Consider the following 17170-nt stretch of genomic DNA (forward strand, 5'->3'; position numbering starts at 1 on the left):
GATGGTGTGCCACCCCGCACCCGGGTCAGCGCAACGCCGGATCCGCAGTCACCGGGGCGTCGAAGTCGATGCGGTAGCGCTGCTCCACGGCGACCGTCTTCTCCGGGTCCATGACGGTGCGCGCCAGCAGCGGCAGCAGCAGCGGCAGCACGGCGCGGGCCACCGGCCCCGGGGCCTTGGCGTGGTTGATCCGGGCGGCGCGGGCCGCGACCTTCTCCACCCGGTCGCGGCGCAGTCGTTCGAAGGCGGCGAACGCCGTTGGCACGTCGGGCAGGTCCCGCAGGCAGCGGGCCAGTTGCAGCGCACTCTCGATGGCCAGTGAAGCCCCCTGACCGGAGCTGTTGGACGGCGCGTGGGCGGCGTCGCCGACCAGCACCATCCGGCCCCGGTGCCAGTGCGGCACCGGCGGCATGATCTGCAACGCCCCCACCACCTGCAGGCCGTCGGCGGTGCTGGTCCGCATCAGCTCGCCGCCCGGGTCGTCGTCGCCGTAGGTGTCGCGCAGCGTGCGCAGCCACTCCTGCGCCGGCACCGCGCGGGCCTCGACCAGGCTCATCGGCCGCTCCCGGGGCAGGTTGACGCCCCACCGGGTGCCGCCGCCGGGCTCCGGCCAGTAGAGGTAGTAGCCCCGCCGGCCGAAGGCGAAGGTCATGGTGCCCGGCTCGGCGTCCACCCGGTGCCGGGCCACCGCCTCGAAGCCGAGCAGCCCGGTGAACCGTGGCCCGGGTGCGGCCGGGTCGATGAGGGTCCGCACCGTCGAGCGGATGCCGTCGGCTCCGACGAGGATGTCCGCGCTGGCGGTGCTGCCGTCGGTGAAGTGGGCGGTGATGCCAGTACCCGTCTCGTGGACGTCGACCAGGCGTCTGCCGTACTCGAACGCGATGCCCTCGGCCACCGCCCGGTCGTGCAGGACGCGGTGCAGGTCGGCGCGGTGCACCACCCGCAGCGGCGGCGCGTCGGCCAGCGTCGGCAGGTCCATGCGGCGGCGGCCGACGGCCATCGCGGTGCGCCGGATCGGCGTGGCGGTCGCGGTCACGGCCTCGTCGGCGTCGACCGCGCCCAGGGCGGCCACCCCGTTGGGCGCGAGGGCGAGGGTGCCGCCGATGCCGTCGGCGGTGCCCGGGTACGCCTCGTGCACGGTGGCGGTGATGCCCGCGCGGCGCAGCGCGAGGGCCGTCACCGGGCCGGCGATGCCGCCGCCGATGACGAGCGCTGTTCGTACCGTGGTCATGCTTCTCTCCCTGGGGTCGTCGGTCCGTGCGCGTGCGGAACCGACCTGGGAGGGAGCCCGGTTATCCTCGTGGTTGCCGCTTCGGGCCGGGCACCTTCCCAGGTGTGGTTCCGAGGTCAGGGCCCCGGTGGGGTGTTGGCGCACCCCGCCGGGGCCGTTCTTCGTCAGTCGGGTGGGCTGGTCCTTTCTGCCAGTTCGGTCAGCTCGGCCGGCATCTCGCCGGTCTCGTGGAAGGCCCGCCAGGTGTCCAGCCCCGGGTAGGTGCCCGAGGTCAGCTCGTCGAGCAGGGCGCGCAGCCAGGCCGCCTCCGCCTCCCGCATGGCGAGGTCGTACTCCGTCTCGACGAGGAACAGCCGCGGGATGGCCCGCAGGTGCTCGTCGAGCGTGGCGCGGTCGGCCGTGATCGCGTCGACCAGCAGGCCGAGCCGCTGCCGCAGCAGGGCGGTGGCCTCGTCGGGGTGCAGCGCGGCGAGCACGGAGAGGCCGGCGCGGAAGCGCGGGTGCTCCGGCATCGGTGTGGAGACCAGCTCGCGGGCCCAGTCGACCAGCTCCGCCCGCCCCGCGTCGGTGATCCGGTAGACGGTGCGCTCGGGACGGCGGCCCTCGCGCACGCTCTCCACCGCGGCGATCATCTCGTGCCTGTCGAGATTACGGATGACCGTGTAGAAGGACCCCCACTTGATCTCCATGTCCTGGTCCTTGCCCCAGGCCCGCAGCGCGGTGGCGATCTCGTACGGGTGCATCGGGCGCTGGACGAGGGCGGAGAGCACGGCCAGTGCCAGCAGATTGCCGACCTTGCGGCGCTTCGGCATGACCGGCCTCCATGCTCGCATCCGATTATTTGTCCACGAGTATATGGCCACGAGTGATGCCGCCGCGACCCCTGAGCCGCTGTCCCGCGAGGCGGGCGCGATGTGGGCCGGGAAAGTCGCAGCCGACCCCCGGCCTACGATCGGGTGGTGGAGGAAGACATCCGGCGGATCGGCATCATGGGCGGCACCTTCGACCCGATCCACCACGGGCACCTCGTCGCGGCCAGCGAGGTCGCGGACCGGTTCGGGTTGGACGAGGTGGTCTTCGTACCCACTGGGCAGCCGTGGCAGAAGGCCGACGAGCCGGTCAGCCCCGCCGAGGACCGCTATCTGATGACGGTCATCGCGACCGCGTCCAACCCGCGGTTCCAGGTCAGCCGGGTCGACATCGACCGGGGTGGCCCCACCTACACGGTCGACACCCTGCGCGACCTGCAGGCCGAGTACGGCCCCAAGGTGCAGCTTTTCTTCATCACCGGCGCGGACGCGCTGGAGAAGATCCTGTCCTGGAAGGACCTGGACGAGATCTTCGAGCTGGCTCACTTCATCGGGGTGACCCGGCCCGGCTTCGAGTTGACCGACAAGCACCTGCCGGCCGACACGGTCAGCCTGGTGCAGGTGCCGGCGATGGCCATCTCGTCCACCAACTGCCGCGCGCGGGTCGCCCGCGGTGAGCCGGTCTGGTACCTAATGCCCGACGGTGTGGTGCAGTACATCGCCAAGCGACGCCTGTATCAGCGGTAATTACGCCCGCTTTGGGGGCCTTCCGCCGGGTAATCGACCAGAACTGACGAGTCGCCGCGCCACGGCATGTGAGACGCTTGGAGGATCGCACGGTTGATCGAAGGAGAACGGTGACAGTTTCCGAACGCGCTCACGAGCTGGCACAAGCCGCCGCGCAGGCCGCCGCCGACAAGAAGGCGCAGGACATCGTCATCATCGACGTCGGCGACCAGCTCGCCATCACCGACGCGTTCCTGCTCGCCGCCGCCCCGAACGAGCGTCAGGTGCTCGCCATCGTTGACGCCATCGAGGAGCGCCTGCTGGAGCTGCCGGAGAAGGCCAAGCCGGTGCGGCGCGAGGGTGAGCGCGGCGGTCGTTGGGTGCTGCTCGACTACGTCGACATCGTGGTGCACGTCCAGCACACCGAGGAGCGTGAGTTCTACGCCCTCGACCGGCTCTGGAAGGACTGCCCGACGATCCCGTTCGTCGACCGCGACCTGGTCGAGGCCGACGCCACCGGGTCCGGCGCCTCGGCCGAATGACTCGGCTGATCATCTGGCGGCACGGCAACACCGACTGGAACGCCGCCAACCGGGTCCAGGGGCAGACCGACGTACCCCTCAACGAGCTCGGCCGTGACCAGGCCCACGCCGCGGCGCCGCTGCTCGCGGCGCTGCGGCCGGACGCCATCGTGGCCAGCGACCTGAGCCGCGCGGCTGACACCGCCGCCGCGCTGGCCACGCTCACCGGGCTGCCGGTCCGCACCGACGCGCGGCTGCGGGAGCGGCACTTCGGCCAGTGGCAGGGGCTGCTGCTCACCGAGGTCGTCGAGCGCTTTCCCACCGAGTACGCGCGCTGGCGGGCCGGTGACCCCGACCCTGGCGCCGACCTGGAGCCCCTGCACGACCTGGGCATCCGGGTCGCCGCCGCACTCCAGGAGGCGGCCGACGCGGCGCCCGGCGGCACCGTGGTGATCGCCACCCACGGCGGCGGCTCCCGGCAGGGCGTCGGGCACCTGCTCGGCTGGGATCCCGGCGTGCTGCGCACCATCGGCTCCCTGGCCAACTGCCACTGGACCGAGCTGCGCCACGACGACGTCCGGGGCTGGCAGCTGCGGGCGCACAACGTCGGCCTGGTCACCGCCCCGGCCGTCGCCGACGCGGTCTGACCGGTAGGGCGTCTTGCAGCGGTCGGACCGCCCGGGCGACCGGTGCGGGTCCGGCCGTTCTGCGTCGCTGCGGCTCGGCGTTGGTCGCCGAGATCGGCTAGCGTGCCGGGCATGCCCGTCGCGGTCGTCACCGACTCCACCGCCTACCTCCCCTCCGAGCTGGTGCAGGCGCACCGGCTGACCGTGGTGCCACTGACCGTCGTCCTCAACGGCGCCGAGGGTCTGGAGGGGGTGGAGATCCATCCAGCCGACGCCACCCGGGCGTTGAGCGGCCGGCGGGTCACGGTCAGCACCTCCCGTCCCGCGCCGGAGCAGTTCTCCCTGACGTACCGCCGGCTGCTCGACGCCGGCGCCGACGGGGTGGTCTCGGTGCACCTGTCCGCCGAACTCTCCGGCACCGTCGAGGCGGCCCAACTGGCCGCCGCCGACCTGGGCGACCGGGTCGCCGTGGTGGACAGCCGGTCGGCCGGCATGGGCCTGGGCTTCCCGGCGATCGCCGCCGCCACCGCCGCCGCGGCCGGTGCCGACCTGCCCGGGGTACGCGACGCCGCGCTGGACACCGTCGCCCGCACCACCGTCTGGTTCTACGTCGACACGCTGGAGTTCCTGCGCCGAGGTGGCCGGATCAACGCCGCCTCGGCGCTGCTGGGCACCGCGCTGTCGGTCAAGCCGATCATGCACATGCCGGACGGAGCGATCGTGCTGCGGGAGAAGGTGCGTACCGCCAGCCGGGGAGTGGCACGGCTGGTCGACCTGGCCGTCGAGGCCGCCGGCGACGCCGAGGTGGACCTGGCGGTGCACCACCTCGCCGCGCCGCAGCGGGCCGAGGCGCTGCTCGCCGCGCTGACCGACCGGCTCGGCGACCGGCTGCGCGACGCGTACGTCTCCGAGGCCGGTGCGGTGGTCGCCGCGCACGCCGGCCCGGGCCTGGCCTGCGTGGTCGTACACCGCCGGGCGGCTGCCTGACGATGTCCTGTGTGGTGACCGGCGGGGGTCGCGGTGTGGGCCGTGCCGTGGTGGAACGCCTGGTGGCGACCGCCGCCACGGTGGTCGTCGTGGAGCGCGACGCCGACGCCGTGGACTGGCTGACCGGGCATCCGGCGGCCGACCGGCTGGTCGCGGTGGTCGGCGACGCCGGCGACGAGGAGGTCGCCGAGCGAGCCGCCGCCCTGGCGCAACGGGCGGCGCCGCTGACCGGCTGGGTGAACAACGCGGCGGTGTTCCGGGACGCCCACCTGCACTCCGCGCCGGCCGGGCTGGTGCTGGACCTGATCGGACGCAACCTGCGCCCGGCCGTGGTGGGCGCCGCGACGGCGGTGCGCCGGTTCCTGGCCGCCGGCACCGGGGGCGCGATCGTGAACGTGTCCTCGCGCCAGGCCCGCCGGCCGGTGCCGGGCGCGCTGCCGTACTCGACCTCCAAGGCGGCGGTGGAGGGGCTGACCCGGGCGCTGGCCGTCGAGTACGGGCGGCACGGCATCCGGGCCAACGCGGTCGCCCTCGGCTCCATCGCCACCGAACGGCACGCCAACTTCGTCGCCGCCCAGGATCCCGCCGACGCCGAGCGGATCGACGCCGAGCTGACCCGGCTGCATCCGGTGGGTCGGATCGGCCGGGTCGACGAGGTGGCCGAGGCGGTGGCGTACCTGCTGTCCCCGGCGGCGAGCTTCGTCAACGGGGTCACCCTGCCGGTGGACGGCGGACGGGCCGTACTCGGCCTGGATCCGAAGGCCCGCTGACCCCGGCGCCTTAGCAGCAGACCTGCGCCTGCCGGCCGGTGCCCGGCTCGCCGACGCGCCACAGGCGGCCGGCGGTGCGCTGCCCGGAGTCGAGGTGGCCCTGCTCAACCCCAACCCGCAAGGTCACCGACGGGGAGCTGATCGTGGTTGGCGGGACGCCACCGCCGGTCGCGGGCGGCGCGGCCGGTCCGCTCACGGGTGGGGTGCCCGCCGCCGGGGCCGGCCGCTGAACCTGAACACCGCGACGCTGGCGCAGCTCGACGCGTTGCCCGGCGTCCGGCCGGTGCTCGCCCAGCGGATCCGCACCCACCGCGACCAGCCCGGCGGGTCCGGCCGGTGGGTGACCTGCGCCAGGTCGAGGGCCTCGGCGACGCCCGCTACGAGCAGCTCAAGGACCTGGTGCCCGTGTGAGCGGGCAGCCCGTGGCCGGAGCGCGGCACCGGCGGACGTGCGGTTGGCCGGGCTGGCCGTGGGGACCTGGCTCACCGTGCTGGCCGGCCTGCACCTCGGCGCCCGCACGGTCCTGCTGCTGGCCGGTGCGGCGGCCGGCCTGTCGGCGGCTGGCGCACTGCACCTGCTCGGTCACCTCGGCCTTCCCCCGGCCACCGTCCGCCACTGCGCGTGGACCGCGGTCGCGGTCGGTCTCGGCGTGGTCTGCGGAGCGGCAGCCACCGGCGGCCCGCTTGGCCGTGCGGGACGCCGCCCGAGCCCGGACCGCCGCTGACTGTCGACGCGTTGGTCCCGGACACCCGCTAGCCGGTCCCCGTCACCGCCGCTGCGGTCCGGGACTCAGTGACCGCGGTCCCGCCGTCGCGGACCAGTCTCCGGCCGGTCCCGGACCGCCGGGACAACCAGGCGTCGGCCGACGAGTGCGGCCCGGAGGTCGTAGCGCTGGTCCCGGCCGCCGGGACCGCCGCCCGCATACTCACCGCCGAGGCGAACCCGCTGTCCCGCAAGGCCCTTGCCCGACAGTTGCGCGCTGACGGGCAGCAGCTGTCCAAAGCCACGGCCTTCCGCTCGTGCGCGTCCTACGAGCCGAGATCACCCCGCCCGCACCGGATCTGTCAGCGCGGGAGGCCGCATGACAGAGCCCCAACTCACGGCTTCGGTCAGACCGAGCCGCCGCTGTCAGACCAGCCTCCGCGTTTGTCAGCAGGCCCGCGAGCTGACAGACACTGACCAGACCTGTCAAGGCGCTCCCGCCGCCGCAGCGGCTGGTGCGCGCACCGTACGCCGACCCGTACCTCTGACGATGGAGCGACAACGATGATGACCAGCACAGCGACCACCCACCAGCGCCCCTACCGGCTCGACTCGTACAGACTCTCACCGCACCGGCACCCCAGCCTCGGTGTGGCCGGCCAGGTGGGTGTCAGTGCCGATCTCCGTTCTACCGTCCGTCTTGATCCTGACCCCCGAAACGACCCCCAGAAACGCTTGCAGCCCAGGTCACGGCCGCTCTCAGCGGTCGATACCGCTCCAGACAGACCCTCCAGTCTGGGGTCTCCCCCAGGGGCTGCCCATGCGTAAACCCACACAGACCTCGGATCCGCTGCTGCGGCTGCGAACCTGCATCACCGCCCGCGGCGACCGGCCGCTGCGGCGTGGATCGCCGCTCGATCGTTGCCACTGTCCCAGTGCGGCTTAGCCGCGCTCCACACCCAAGAGTGAAAGCCGTCCGCTGCGATCTGCGGGCCTGGATCGTCTGGCGTGAGGTTTGCCTCGATCTCCCCAGCCGGGCGATCAGCGGGATGGACTCGTGGATCTCCTCGCGCATCATGTTGACCTGCTGGACCAAGGATTGTCCGTGGTAGGGCCACTTCCAGCCCTCAAACAGTCTCCAGCGACAGCCTGACGATGGAGAGTTGTTGCTTCTCCTCGTCATCCGACATTGGGTACCGGTAGACGGTCTTGAGCGTGCCGTCGTCGATCACCTCTACCTTGCCGCGCTCACTAATCCCGTCGTGTCACCGGTCTGGCCGGCCGGCGCCGAGTTCGTCGCCTGGCTGGCGAGCTGGCCCGCCTGCCGGCCGGCGTCCTGCCCTGGCCCGGCGGGGTCCCGGGCGCGCTGCTGCTGGCCGCGTTGACCGTGGCGCTGCTGGTGGCGGTGCGCCGGCCGGTGGTGCGCCGGCTGGTCGCGGTGGTCGGCGCCGTCGCGCTGCTCGGGGCCCTTCCGGTCCGGCAGGTGGCCACCGGCTGGCCGCCGCCCGGCTGGGTAGTGGTCGCCTGCGCGGTTGGCCAGGGCGGCACCCTGGTGCTGCCGGTCGCACCGGGGCAGGCGGTGGTGGTGGACGCCGGTCCGGAGCCGGGGGTGGTGGACGGCTGCCTGCGCCGGCTCGGCGTGCGGGAGGTGCCGCTGCTGGTGGTCAGCCACTTCCACGCCGACTATGTCGGTGGGGTGGCCGACGTGTTCCGGGGGCGACGGGTGGCCGCCGTGCTGGTTCCCTCCGTAATGGAACCGGAGAGTGGCCGGGAGCTGGTCCGGGCGGCGGCGACCGTCGGGCGGGCGCCCCTGCTGGCGACCGCGGCCGGTGCGCGGTACCGGTGGGGCGGGGTCGAGCTGGTGGTGCTCGGCCCGCCGTACCCGCTGAACGGGACCAGGTCCGACCCGAACAACAATTTGCTGGTGGTACGTGCGACCGTGGCCGGGTACGGATCCTGCTGCCCGGGGACGCGGAGACCGAGGAGCAGCACGAGGTGCTGGCGCGCGCCGCGCCCGGGCAGTTGCGGGCGGAGGTGCTGAAGGTCGCCCACCACGGATCGGCCTATCAGGAGCCGGCGTTCCTCGACGCGGTCCGGCCGGCCGTGGCGCTGGTGCCGGTGGGTGCCGGCAACACCTACGGCCACCCGAATCCGGGGCTGCTCGCCCGGCTGGCCCGCGGTGGCGCGCGGGTGCTGCGTACCGACACCGACGGCGACGTGGCGGTGGTCCGGGCCGGGGCCGGCCTGGCGGTGGTCCGCCGCGGTCTTCCGCCGGGCCGCCGGTCGTGAGCCGGCGGCGAAGAGGGAATCCCGTTCGCTTGTCGGTTGGTCGGGTCACGCCACCGGGCGGGCGATCGGCGATACGGTCATTTCGACGACCGTCGGCGACGAACAGGCCGCGGCACGGTACGTGGCGGACCTGTCTCCCGCACCAGCCGGGAGCGCCGCCCCGTTCCAGTGAGGAGACGGCAGTGCGAATCTTCATCGCGGGCGGAACCGGAGTCCTGGGCCGGCCCCTCGTCGAGGTGCTGGTGGGCCAGGGCCACGAGGTCACGGCCAGCACCCACCGGAGCGGGAACCTCTCCGTCATAGAAGCAATCGGGGCGCGGCCGGCCCTGATGAACGGCCTGGATGAAGCCGCGGTGCGGCAGGCGGTTCTCGACGCCGGACCGGACGTGATCATCAACCAGATCACGGCGCTCTCCACGCCGGCTCGTGACTACGCCCAATGGCTGGAGATGACCAACCGGCTGCGCAGCGAGGGCACCCGGACGCTGATGGCGGCGGCTCATGAGGCCGGCACCCGCCGGGTCATCGCGCAGAGCGCCAGCTTCATGACCCAGCCGACCGGACCGGGGCCCACGGACGAGTCGACACCGCTGTACCTGGACGCTCCGGAGCCGATGCGAACCCACGTACGGGCGAACGTGGCGGCCGAGACACTCGTGTTGGAGACGCCAGGGATCGACGGCGTCGTCCTCCGATACGGCTTCCTCTACGGTCTGGGCACCGCGATCGGGCCGGGGGGCGAATGGGTGACAGCAATCGAGTCGGGCGACCTGCCGATCGTCGGCGAGGGCGCGGGCCAGTACCCCTTGGTCCATGTCCGCGACGCGGTGGCGGCCGCCGTGCAAGCGGTCGACCGGGGTAGCCCCGGCATCTACAACGTCGTGGGGGATGAGCCCGCCGCCCAGGCCGAGTGGCTGCCCTACCTGGCCGAGCTCCTGGGCGCCCCCGCGCCACGGCGCGTCTCCGAGGAGGAGGCCGAGGCGCAGATCGGCGTGCAGGCCGTCTACTACGGCAACCAGCTCCGGGCGGCGAGCAACGCCAGGGCGAAGGCCGAACTGGGGCTGAACCTCGAGTACCCGTCGTGGCGGGAGGGGTTCCGACAGCTGTTCAGCTGATCGTCAGATCCACCGGACTCCGTCGATGTCGTCGCCCATGATGCGCGCGAACTCGTCACGGGTGATCTCACCATCGCGGAGACGGCGGGAATTGGCCACGAACTTGGCCATGGCCCGCCCCTGCGTCGACGGCCGGCTCAGCCCCATGCTGCCGTAGCGCATGGCCGTGAACTCGTCGGTGATCTGCTGGGGGTCGTCGTGGTCGAGGGGTTCGGCGTGCAGGCGGCGCAGCTCGACCCGCAGCTCCTCGTCGGTGGCGCCCTCCACCGACTCCCGGCTGCGGACCAGCTCGACCGTCCTGCCGAGGGTGTCGTCGCCCACCTTCTCCTGCCGAAGGATGGTGCGCATCATGGCGCGGAACTCCAGCCGGACCGCCTCCGGGTCGTTCATCGTCATGCGCTGAGGCTAGAGGGAGGCACTGACATTCAGTGGGACGGCCGCCGGCCCAGGGCGCGGTCGGCGCCGCTTGGGTGGCTTATGGATTAAATAGGCAACTGGGATGAATGTCGGGATTTGCGCTGAGTGCGGGCTGCGCCGCCAGAGCGGCCGATGACCAGGCACGATCCCGCCGTGGCCCGTGCGAATATGGGCGACGTGACCCCCGCCAGCCTCGCCCCCATTCTGCTCGTCCTCGGTGACGAGGAACTGCTCGCCACGCGCGCGGTGGCCGATGCCGTCGCCCGGGCCCGCAGCGTCGACCCCGAGGTGGACGTGCGGGAGTACCAGGCCAGCGCCCTCACCGTGGGGGAGATCGCCGAAATGCTCAGCCCGTCGCTGTTCGGCGGGCGGCGGCAGCTCATCCTTCGGGCCGGTCAGGACGCCCGCAAGGACCTGGTCGCCGCGCTGCTGGCGTACGCGAAGAACCCGGACCCGGACGTCCAGCTGGTGGTGCTGCACCTGGGCGGCGCCAAGGGCAAGGCGTTCGCCGACGGGCTGCGGGCGGCGGGCGCGACGGTGGTGCCGGCGGCCAAGCTGAAGGGCCACCGCGACCGGGTGGCCTTCGTCCGCGACGAGATCCGTCGGGCCGGCGGGAAGTGCACCGACGACGCCGCCGAGGCGCTGATCGCCGCGGTCGGCAACGACATGCGGGAACTGGCCGCCGCCTGCTCCCAGCTGATCGCCGACACCGACGGACGGATCGGCGCGGACACGGTGGCCCGCTACTACCGCGGCCGGGTCGAGGTGACCGGCTTCACGGTCGCCGACGCGACCATGGTGGGGGACGTGCCCGCGGCGCTGGAGGCGCTGCGCTGGGCCCTGCACGTCGGCGTCGATCCGGTGCCGATCGCCGACGCGCTGGCCGACGGCGTGCGTACCGTGGCCCGGGTGGCCTCGGCCGGGCGGGGCAGCCCGTACCAGTTGGCGAGCAGCCTGGGGATGCCGGCCTGGAAGATCGAGCGGGCGCAGCGCCAGGGGCGCGGCTGGACGCCCGAGGGGCTGGTCCGGGCCATGCAGGTCGCCGCCGAGTGCAACGCGGCCGTCAAGGGCGGCTCGGACGACCGGGCGTACGCCCTGGAACGCGCCGTCTTCTCGGTCGCCGCCGCCCGGCAGGGCGCCGCCCGGTGACGAGGTCGACCCGGACGGCGTGGGCCACCATCCCGGCCGACGAGGAGCGCTACCGGCCGCTCTACGCCCGGGTCCTCGGTCTGCGGTTCGTCAACCCCGGCGGCGTGCTCTGCTTCCTCTTCTTCGAGGGCACCATCGCGCTGGCGGTGCTGCTCGCCCTCGCCGAGCTGGTCACCTGGTGGGCCGTGCTGGTGTTGCCCGCCGTGGTGGCGGCCATGGTCAAGCTCAACGACATGGTGGCCGCGATGGTGGTCCGCTCCGCCGCCCTCGTGCCCGAGCAGGAACGGGACCGCTTCCGCCGGCAGATGGAGCCGGTGGTCGGCCGGGCCCGGGTGGGCTGGATCAGGCACAGCGTGCCCGGCGTGGTGATCACCACCGAGCCGGTTCCGCCTCCGGGTCGCCCCGAGCCGCCGGCCTGACGACGCCACCACCAGCGACCGCTACGCGGCAGCGGTGGGCCGGGGCTGGACATGCGGAAGCCCCGGGCCGGGGCCCGGGGCTTTCCGAAAACAGTCTGACGGTGGTCGTCAGGCGGAGAGCGACACCACGCGCTTGGCGATCGCGGACTTGCGGTTCGCGGCCTGGTTGGAGTGGATGACGCCCTTGCTGACGGCCTTGTCCAGCTTGCGCGAGGCGTCCTGCATCAGCGCGGTGGCCTTCTCGACGTCACCGGCCTCGACGGCCTCGTGGAACTTCCGGACGGCGGTCTTCAGCGACGACTTGACCGACTTGTTGCGCAGCCGGGCCTTCTCGTTCTGCCGGTTGCGCTTGATCTGGGACTTGATGTTCGCCACGCGACAGCCTCGTCTTGATAGCTCGGGTTGGTCAGCTTGTGCTCGGGATGACGAACATGCGTCATCGCCGCGCGAAGAGCCAGGTTACCAGGTCGCCCGGGACGAGCCAAAACGGCTCGGCACCACGCGGCCGGTGACCCGGCCCGTCGCGTCCAGGCTACGCCCCCGGCCGGCCTGCTCCGTCTGGGCGTGGTCGGGACCAGCCCCGGCGGTGGGCCAGCCAGTCGAGCGCCTGCTCACCGCTCCACCGCTGGTGCGCGGGCAGGTGCGGCGAGGCCGTCGCCGGCGCCGCGGCGGCCGTGGTGAGGAAGTAGCCGGCCAGGGCGGCCAGGGTGACGTCCAGGGCGTCCGTGGGTGCGCCGGCGACCGCCGGGTGATCGGCGAAGAGCCGGTCGGCGTCCAGACCGCCGGCGTACGCGGTGAGCAGCAGACCGGCCAGATCGAACCAGGCCGGCCCGTGGCAGAGCCAGGTCCAGTCGCAGAACCAGGCGCGGCCGGCGGTGTCGACCAGCACGTTGTCCACCCGCAGGTCGCCGTGGATCAGCCCGGTCGCCCCGGCGGCGTACCCGGGCAGGCGGGACTCCAGCGCCACCAGCTCGGGCAGCCGGTCCCGCAGCGGCGCGGGCAGCGCGGGGGGCGGCTCCCGGCCGGCGGCCACCTCGCCCCACCAGAGGATGTCGTCGCGGGCCAGGTCGGCCAGGTGCGGCAGGCCGAGACCGGTCAGCGCGGCCGGCGGGTCCGCGAGGGCGGCGGCCACCTCGGCGTACCCGGCGAGGGTGGCCGCTAGTTCGGCGGGCGCCCAGGGCAGCCGCGGGGTGTGACCGTCGACGGCGTCGGTGCAGAGCACGAACCAACCGGCGGCGTGCAGGCTCCAGCGGGGGCGGGGCAACGGCAGACCGGCCGGGAGCCGGTCGAGGATGGCGGCCTCCCGGGCGTACCACTCGACCAGGTGCGGCTGCTCGGCGGCCGGCGCGGCCTTGACGAAGGCCCGGCCGCCGTCGGCGGTGCTCAGCACGGCCGCGAAGCCCCGGGTGAACCCGGCGCCCGCGGTCCGGGCGCTGACCACCGGGGCGCCGAGCCGGGCCGCCACCGCGTCCCGCAGCGCCGCCGGCAGCGCCGGCCACGACGGGCGGCGGGCGCTCGCGTGGTACGGCACCGGGGGCAGCGAGGTCGGGGACACCCCGCCATCGTGCCCCGGACGTACGTGTCGTACCGCAGCGCGATGATGCACCGGTGATCGGAACCGACGACTTCTCGGCGCTCATCGAGGCCTCCGCCACCGCCACCGCCGACCAAGAGGAGCGGGTGGCCTGGCTGACCGACCGGCTCGCCGAACGCCCGGCCGACGACGTGGTCGACTTCGCGCTGCGGCTGGACGAGGCCCGGTCCCGGGCCGACCTCTGGTGCCTGTGGGGGCCGGCTCTGCACATCTGCGCCGGGCTCTGTTCCGACGACGGCTTCCACTACTTTCAGGCCTGGCTGATCGGGCTGGGCCAGGAGGTCTTCGACCGGGTGGTCGCGGACCCGGACGCGCTCGCCGACCTCCCCCAGGTGCGCCGGCTCGCCGGCCGGTCGGTGCGCGACTGGGCCGACGACGAGTGGCCGGACTGGGAGCCGCTCGACTACGTCGCCGACCACGCGTACGAGCGGATCACCGGCCTCGCCGAGGGCCTCGACGACGCGGTGGAGGCACGCGGGCGGGAGCTGCGACTCTCGCCCGACCCCAGCGACGAGCGGTGGGATCTGTGCGATCCGGCCGAGCTGGCCCGGCGATATCCGCGTCTCGTCGCGCTCTTCCCGCTGGTCCCCGGCGTGCGCGGCGGCATCTGCGAGACTGCCAGGCCATGAGGACCGAGGATTTCTGGCAGCTGATCGACCAGGCCCGGGCCGGCGGCGGGGGAGAGCCGGGCGCGGTCGCCGCGCGGGCCGTCGCCCTGCTCGCCGAGCGCGATCCGGAGGACATCTTGGGGTACGCGCGCCACCAGGCCCGCGTGCTGGCCGCCTCGCACAAGGCGGATCTGTGGGGTGCCGCGTACCTGATCAACGGCGGCGCCTCGGCCGACGGCTTCGAGCACTTCCGGGGCTGGCTGATGACCCAGGGGCGGGTGGTCTTCGCCCGCGCGGTCGCCGACCCCGACTCGCTGGCGGAGCTGCCGCAGGTGCGGGCGGCGTCGCTGAGCGGCGAGGAGTTCTCCGCCGAGCAGATGCTGGCCGTGCCGTGGGACGCGTACCGCAAGGCCACCGCGGCCGAGTTGCCGGCGGACCGGGAGCCGGTGCGCGCGCCCGACCTCAACGACTTCTGGGACTTCGACGACGAGGAGGAGGCCCGGCGGCGGCTGCCCCGTCTCGCCGCGCTCTTCGTGGAGCCCCCGCTGGAATGAGGCCGGTGCCGGGGGGAGGATCGCCCGCGCAGCGGGCTGGTGCCGGCGGCGTGGGAGCATAGAGGGGGCCGGCGGTGCGCCGGCCTGCTCACGTCAGCCGACCAGAACGGACCGCTGTGCCACCGAAGCTCGATCCCGGCGCGAATGCTCCTGGTGCCACCGACCCCGGTCGCATCCGGAACTTCGGCATCATCGCCCACATCGATCACGGGAAGTCGACCCTGGCCGACCGGATGTTGCAGCTCACCGGCGTGGTCGATCCCCGTCAGATGCGCGCGCAGTACCTGGACCGGATGGACATCGAGCGCGAGCGCGGCATCACCATCAAGAGCCAGGCCGTCCGCATGCCCTGGACCATCCGCGAGGGCGAGCGGGCCGGCGAGCACGCGGTGCTCAACATGATCGACACCCCGGGCCACGTCGACTTCACCTACGAGGTGTCCCGGTCGCTGGCCGCCTGCGAGGGCGCCGTGCTGCTGGTCGACGCCGCCCAGGGCATCGAGGCGCAGACCCTGGCCAACCTCTACCTGGCGCTCGAGAACGACCTGCGCATCATCCCGGTGCTCAACAAGATCGACCTGCCGGCCGCCCAGCCGGAGAAGTACGCCGAGGAGCTGGCCCACCTGATCGGCGGCGACCCCGCCGACTGCATCCGGGTCTCCGGCAAGACCGGCGAGGGTGTGCCGCACCTGCTCGACGAGATCGTCCGGCAGTTCGTCCCGCCGGTCGGCGAGGCGGCCGAGCCCGCCCGGGCGATGATCTTCGACTCGGTGTACGACGTGTACCGGGGCGTGGTCACCTACGTCCGGGTGATCGACGGGCGGATCAGCGCCCGCGACCGGATCAAGATGATGTCCACCGGCGCCGTGCACGAGCTGCTGGAGATCGGCGTCATCTCACCGGAGATGGTGAAGGCCGACGCGCTCGGCGTCGGCGAGGTCGGTTACCTCATCACCGGCGTGAAGGACGTCCGGCAGTCCCGGGTCGGTGACACGGTCACCATCAACAGCCGGCCGGCGGCCGAGCCGCTGGGTGGCTACAAGGACCCGAAGCCGATGGTCTACTCCGGCCTCTACCCGATCGACGGGTCCGACTACCCCAACCTGCGCGAGGCACTGGACAAGCTCAAGCTCAACGACGCCGCACTGGACTACGAGCCCGAGACCTCCGGCGCGCTCGGCTTCGGCTTCCGCTGCGGCTTCCTCGGCCTGCTCCACCTGGAGATCATCCGGGAGCGGCTGGAGCGCGAGTACAACCTCGACCTGATCTCCACCGCTCCCAACGTGGTCTACCGGGCCCTGACCGAGGACGGCCAGGAGATCGTCGTCACCAACCCGAGCGAGTACCCGACCGGCAAGATCGCCGAGGTGTACGAGCCGGTGGTCCGGGCCACCGTGCTGACGCCGAACGACTACGTCGGCGCGGTGATGGAGCTCTGCCAGGGCCGGCGCGGCACCCTGCTCGGCATGGACTACCTCTCCGCCGACCGGGTGGAGCTGCGCTACACCCTGCCCCTCGCGGAGATCATCTACGACTTCTTCGACCAGTTGAAGAGCCGGACCAAGGGCTACGCCTCGCTGGACTACGAGCCCTCCGGCGAGCAGGCGTCCGACCTGGTGAAGGTGGACATCCTGCTGCACGGCGAGCCGGTGGACGCGTTCAGCGCCATCGTGCACAAGGACAAGGCGTACAACTACGGCGTCACCATCGCCGCCAAGCTGCGCACCCTGATCCCGCGCCAGCAGTTCGAGGTGCCGATCCAGGCCGCCATCGGCAGCCGGGTGATCGCCCGGGAGACGATCCGGGCAATCCGCAAGGACGTGCTCGCCAAGTGCTACGGCGGTGACATCAGCCGTAAGCGCAAGCTGCTGGAGAAGCAGAAGGAAGGCAAGAAGCGGATGAAGATGGTCGGCCGCGTCGAGGTGCCGCAGGAGGCCTTCATCGCCGCCCTCTCCTCCGACTCCGGAGACGGCAAGACCGCCGGCAAGAAGTGAGCACGGCGCCGGTACGCCGGCGCTGACGATCGACCGACGGCCGGCGCCCCCGCCGAGCCGGGCCCACCGGCCCGCCGCTCGAGGGACGCCGGCCGTCGTCCTCCTCCTGATTGGGCGGTATGGGTCTGCCGCTGGGGCCGTGGTGCCCTCTACGGGTGTGGTCCCAGGTGCCCGTCGCTCGGCTGGGCTGGTGGCCGTGGTCCTCTCCGGGGTCGGGGCCGGAGGTGTCCGTCGCTCGGCTGGGTTGCTGGCCGTGGTGCGGATCCCGGTTGGGCGGCTGGTTCTGTCGCCGGGCTGGGGTCGTGCTCTTCCCGGCCGGGCCGCGCGTGGGTTCGCCGTTCGGCGGGGTGCAGGCCCCGCCGCCCTGGGCTCTCGGGTCCGACGCTTCCGGGCTGCCGTCGACCGCTGACGGATCGGCTGACGGCCGTGCCGTGCCGTCGGGGACTGCCCTTCCGGGGCACGCCGACGGAAGAGTTTTTCCCGGCCCACCGCGGCGACCGCCCGGCCCCCGGCAGCGCCTCCCACCTCCATGGACGCGCTCCCGGTCGAATCGACGCACCCTCTCGGCATTGACGCCCGCCATGCTTTCCCGGACTGAGTCGGTTTGGATTTTCGGTGGGTCGGGAACTTAGCGGTCACGACAGGAAGCACACATCGTG

The 17170-nt window shown here is 73.0% G+C and carries 18 protein-coding genes and 1 pseudogene; 13 read left to right on the plus strand and 6 right to left on the minus strand.

Annotation, left to right across the window (positions count from 1 at the left end; genetic code table 11):
- Positions 1-25: 25 nt before the first annotated feature.
- Together ACFOW4_RS18235 and ACFOW4_RS18240 are read right to left on the minus strand one after the other, a co-directional pair.
- Positions 26-1231, minus strand: a complete 1206-nt coding sequence (locus ACFOW4_RS18235; RefSeq protein ID WP_377529234.1) for an FAD-dependent monooxygenase — start codon at positions 1229-1231, stop codon at positions 26-28.
- Positions 1232-1395: 164 nt separating this feature from the next.
- On the minus strand, positions 1396-2043 hold the full coding sequence (locus tag ACFOW4_RS18240; RefSeq protein ID WP_377529236.1) for a PadR family transcriptional regulator: 648 nt from the start codon (positions 2041-2043) through the stop codon (positions 1396-1398).
- A gap of 147 nt (positions 2044-2190) precedes the next feature.
- On the opposite strand from ACFOW4_RS18240, the gene nadD reads away from it, so the two are divergent.
- The 5 genes from nadD (at position 2191) to ACFOW4_RS18265 (ending at position 5670) form a co-directional block, all read left to right on the plus strand.
- Positions 2191-2787 carry a nicotinate-nucleotide adenylyltransferase gene (gene nadD, locus ACFOW4_RS18245; protein WP_377529238.1) on the plus strand — a complete coding sequence of 199 codons (597 nt, stop codon included), beginning with the start codon at positions 2191-2193 and terminating at the stop codon, positions 2785-2787.
- Between the two features lie 110 nt (positions 2788-2897).
- Complete coding sequence (gene rsfS / locus ACFOW4_RS18250; protein WP_377529240.1) at positions 2898-3308, plus strand: ribosome silencing factor; 411 nt, start codon at positions 2898-2900, stop codon at positions 3306-3308.
- Positions 3305-3934 carry a histidine phosphatase family protein gene (locus ACFOW4_RS18255; protein ID WP_377529242.1) on the plus strand — a complete coding sequence of 210 codons (630 nt, stop codon included), beginning with the start codon at positions 3305-3307 and terminating at the stop codon, positions 3932-3934. The genes rsfS and ACFOW4_RS18255 overlap by 4 nt, the downstream gene beginning before the upstream one ends.
- 111 nt (positions 3935-4045) lie before the next feature.
- Complete coding sequence (locus ACFOW4_RS18260) at positions 4046-4900, plus strand: DegV family protein (RefSeq protein WP_377529243.1); 855 nt, start codon at positions 4046-4048, stop codon at positions 4898-4900.
- 2 nt (positions 4901-4902) lie between these two features.
- Positions 4903-5670, plus strand: coding sequence for an SDR family NAD(P)-dependent oxidoreductase (locus ACFOW4_RS18265; RefSeq protein WP_377529245.1), 768 nt, complete (start codon positions 4903-4905; stop codon positions 5668-5670).
- Between the two features lie 10 nt (positions 5671-5680).
- On the opposite strand, the gene ACFOW4_RS18270 is transcribed toward ACFOW4_RS18265, so the two are convergent.
- Positions 5681-5980, minus strand: a complete 300-nt coding sequence (locus ACFOW4_RS18270) for a hypothetical protein (RefSeq protein WP_377529268.1) — start codon at positions 5978-5980, stop codon at positions 5681-5683.
- Between ACFOW4_RS18270 and ACFOW4_RS18275 the strand changes: the two genes are divergently transcribed.
- The 3 genes and pseudogenes from ACFOW4_RS18275 (at position 5936) to ACFOW4_RS18285 (ending at position 9776) form a co-directional block, all read left to right on the plus strand.
- A complete protein-coding gene (locus tag ACFOW4_RS18275) occupies positions 5936-6394 on the plus strand; it encodes a hypothetical protein (RefSeq protein ID WP_377529265.1) in 459 nt (152 codons plus the stop codon). The two genes, ACFOW4_RS18270 and ACFOW4_RS18275, sit on opposite strands and share 45 nt — an antisense overlap.
- A 1135-nt stretch (positions 6395-7529) precedes the next feature.
- Positions 7530-8661: pseudogene (locus ACFOW4_RS18280) on the plus strand (ComEC/Rec2 family competence protein); the annotation flags it as partial.
- A 182-nt stretch (positions 8662-8843) separates the two neighbouring features.
- Complete coding sequence (locus ACFOW4_RS18285; protein ID WP_377529246.1) at positions 8844-9776, plus strand: NAD-dependent epimerase/dehydratase family protein; 933 nt, start codon at positions 8844-8846, stop codon at positions 9774-9776.
- A gap of 3 nt (positions 9777-9779) precedes the next feature.
- Here the strand turns inward: ACFOW4_RS18285 and ACFOW4_RS18290 are convergent, their stop codons facing one another.
- Positions 9780-10172 carry a hypothetical protein gene (locus tag ACFOW4_RS18290; RefSeq protein ID WP_377529248.1) on the minus strand — a complete coding sequence of 131 codons (393 nt, stop codon included), beginning with the start codon at positions 10170-10172 and terminating at the stop codon, positions 9780-9782.
- 189 nt (positions 10173-10361) lie between these two features.
- Here ACFOW4_RS18290 and holA point away from each other — a divergent pair, with 189 nt between their 5' ends.
- Both holA and ACFOW4_RS18300 read left to right on the plus strand, forming a co-directional pair.
- Positions 10362-11342 (plus strand): DNA polymerase III subunit delta, encoded by a 981-nt coding sequence (holA, locus tag ACFOW4_RS18295; protein WP_377529267.1) that lies wholly within the window; start codon positions 10362-10364, stop codon positions 11340-11342.
- Positions 11339-11761, plus strand: a complete 423-nt coding sequence (locus ACFOW4_RS18300; RefSeq protein ID WP_377529250.1) for a hypothetical protein — start codon at positions 11339-11341, stop codon at positions 11759-11761. Before holA ends, ACFOW4_RS18300 begins: the two co-directional genes overlap by 4 nt.
- Before the next feature lie 108 nt (positions 11762-11869).
- Here the strand turns inward: ACFOW4_RS18300 and rpsT are convergent, their stop codons facing one another.
- Together rpsT and ACFOW4_RS18310 are read right to left on the minus strand one after the other, a co-directional pair.
- A complete protein-coding gene (gene rpsT / locus ACFOW4_RS18305; RefSeq protein ID WP_377529253.1) occupies positions 11870-12136 on the minus strand; it encodes a 30S ribosomal protein S20 in 267 nt (88 codons plus the stop codon).
- 157 nt (positions 12137-12293) lie between these two features.
- A complete protein-coding gene (locus tag ACFOW4_RS18310; protein WP_377529255.1) occupies positions 12294-13316 on the minus strand; it encodes a phosphotransferase in 1023 nt (340 codons plus the stop codon).
- 53 nt (positions 13317-13369) lie between these two features.
- Here ACFOW4_RS18310 and ACFOW4_RS18315 point away from each other — a divergent pair, with 53 nt between their 5' ends.
- The 3 genes from ACFOW4_RS18315 (at position 13370) to lepA (ending at position 16511) form a co-directional block, all read left to right on the plus strand.
- Positions 13370-13984, plus strand: coding sequence for a DUF4240 domain-containing protein (locus ACFOW4_RS18315; protein WP_377529258.1), 615 nt, complete (start codon positions 13370-13372; stop codon positions 13982-13984).
- Positions 13981-14517: a DUF4240 domain-containing protein gene (locus ACFOW4_RS18320; protein ID WP_377529259.1), complete on the plus strand. Its 537-nt coding sequence runs from the start codon at positions 13981-13983 to the stop codon at positions 14515-14517. The genes ACFOW4_RS18315 and ACFOW4_RS18320 overlap by 4 nt, the downstream gene beginning before the upstream one ends.
- 116 nt (positions 14518-14633) lie before the next feature.
- Positions 14634-16511, plus strand: coding sequence for a translation elongation factor 4 (lepA, locus tag ACFOW4_RS18325; protein ID WP_377529261.1), 1878 nt, complete (start codon positions 14634-14636; stop codon positions 16509-16511).
- Positions 16512-17170: the final 659 nt, after the last annotated feature.

It is taken from the genome of Micromonospora sp. GCM10011542, from assembly GCF_042650685.1.
Lineage (GTDB): Bacteria > Actinomycetota > Actinomycetes > Mycobacteriales > Micromonosporaceae > Micromonospora.

Bases quoted from the DNA above. Each gene is read 5' to 3' on its own strand.
- ACFOW4_RS18235 (WP_377529234.1), bottom strand. From the start codon at position 1,231: ATGACCACGGTACGAACAGCGCTCGTCATCGGCGGCGGCATCGCCGGC.
- ACFOW4_RS18240 (WP_377529236.1), bottom strand. From the start codon at position 2,043: ATGCCGAAGCGCCGCAAGGTCGGCAATCTGCTGGCACTGGCCGTGCTC.
- ACFOW4_RS18255 (WP_377529242.1), top strand. From the start codon at position 3,305: ATGACTCGGCTGATCATCTGGCGGCACGGCAACACCGACTGGAACGCC.
- ACFOW4_RS18260 (WP_377529243.1), top strand. From the start codon at position 4,046: ATGCCCGTCGCGGTCGTCACCGACTCCACCGCCTACCTCCCCTCCGAG.
- ACFOW4_RS18265 (WP_377529245.1), top strand. From the start codon at position 4,903: ATGTCCTGTGTGGTGACCGGCGGGGGTCGCGGTGTGGGCCGTGCCGTG.
- ACFOW4_RS18290 (WP_377529248.1), bottom strand. From the start codon at position 10,172: ATGACGATGAACGACCCGGAGGCGGTCCGGCTGGAGTTCCGCGCCATG.
- holA (WP_377529267.1), top strand. From the start codon at position 10,362: ATGGGCGACGTGACCCCCGCCAGCCTCGCCCCCATTCTGCTCGTCCTC.
- ACFOW4_RS18320 (WP_377529259.1), top strand. From the start codon at position 13,981: ATGAGGACCGAGGATTTCTGGCAGCTGATCGACCAGGCCCGGGCCGGC.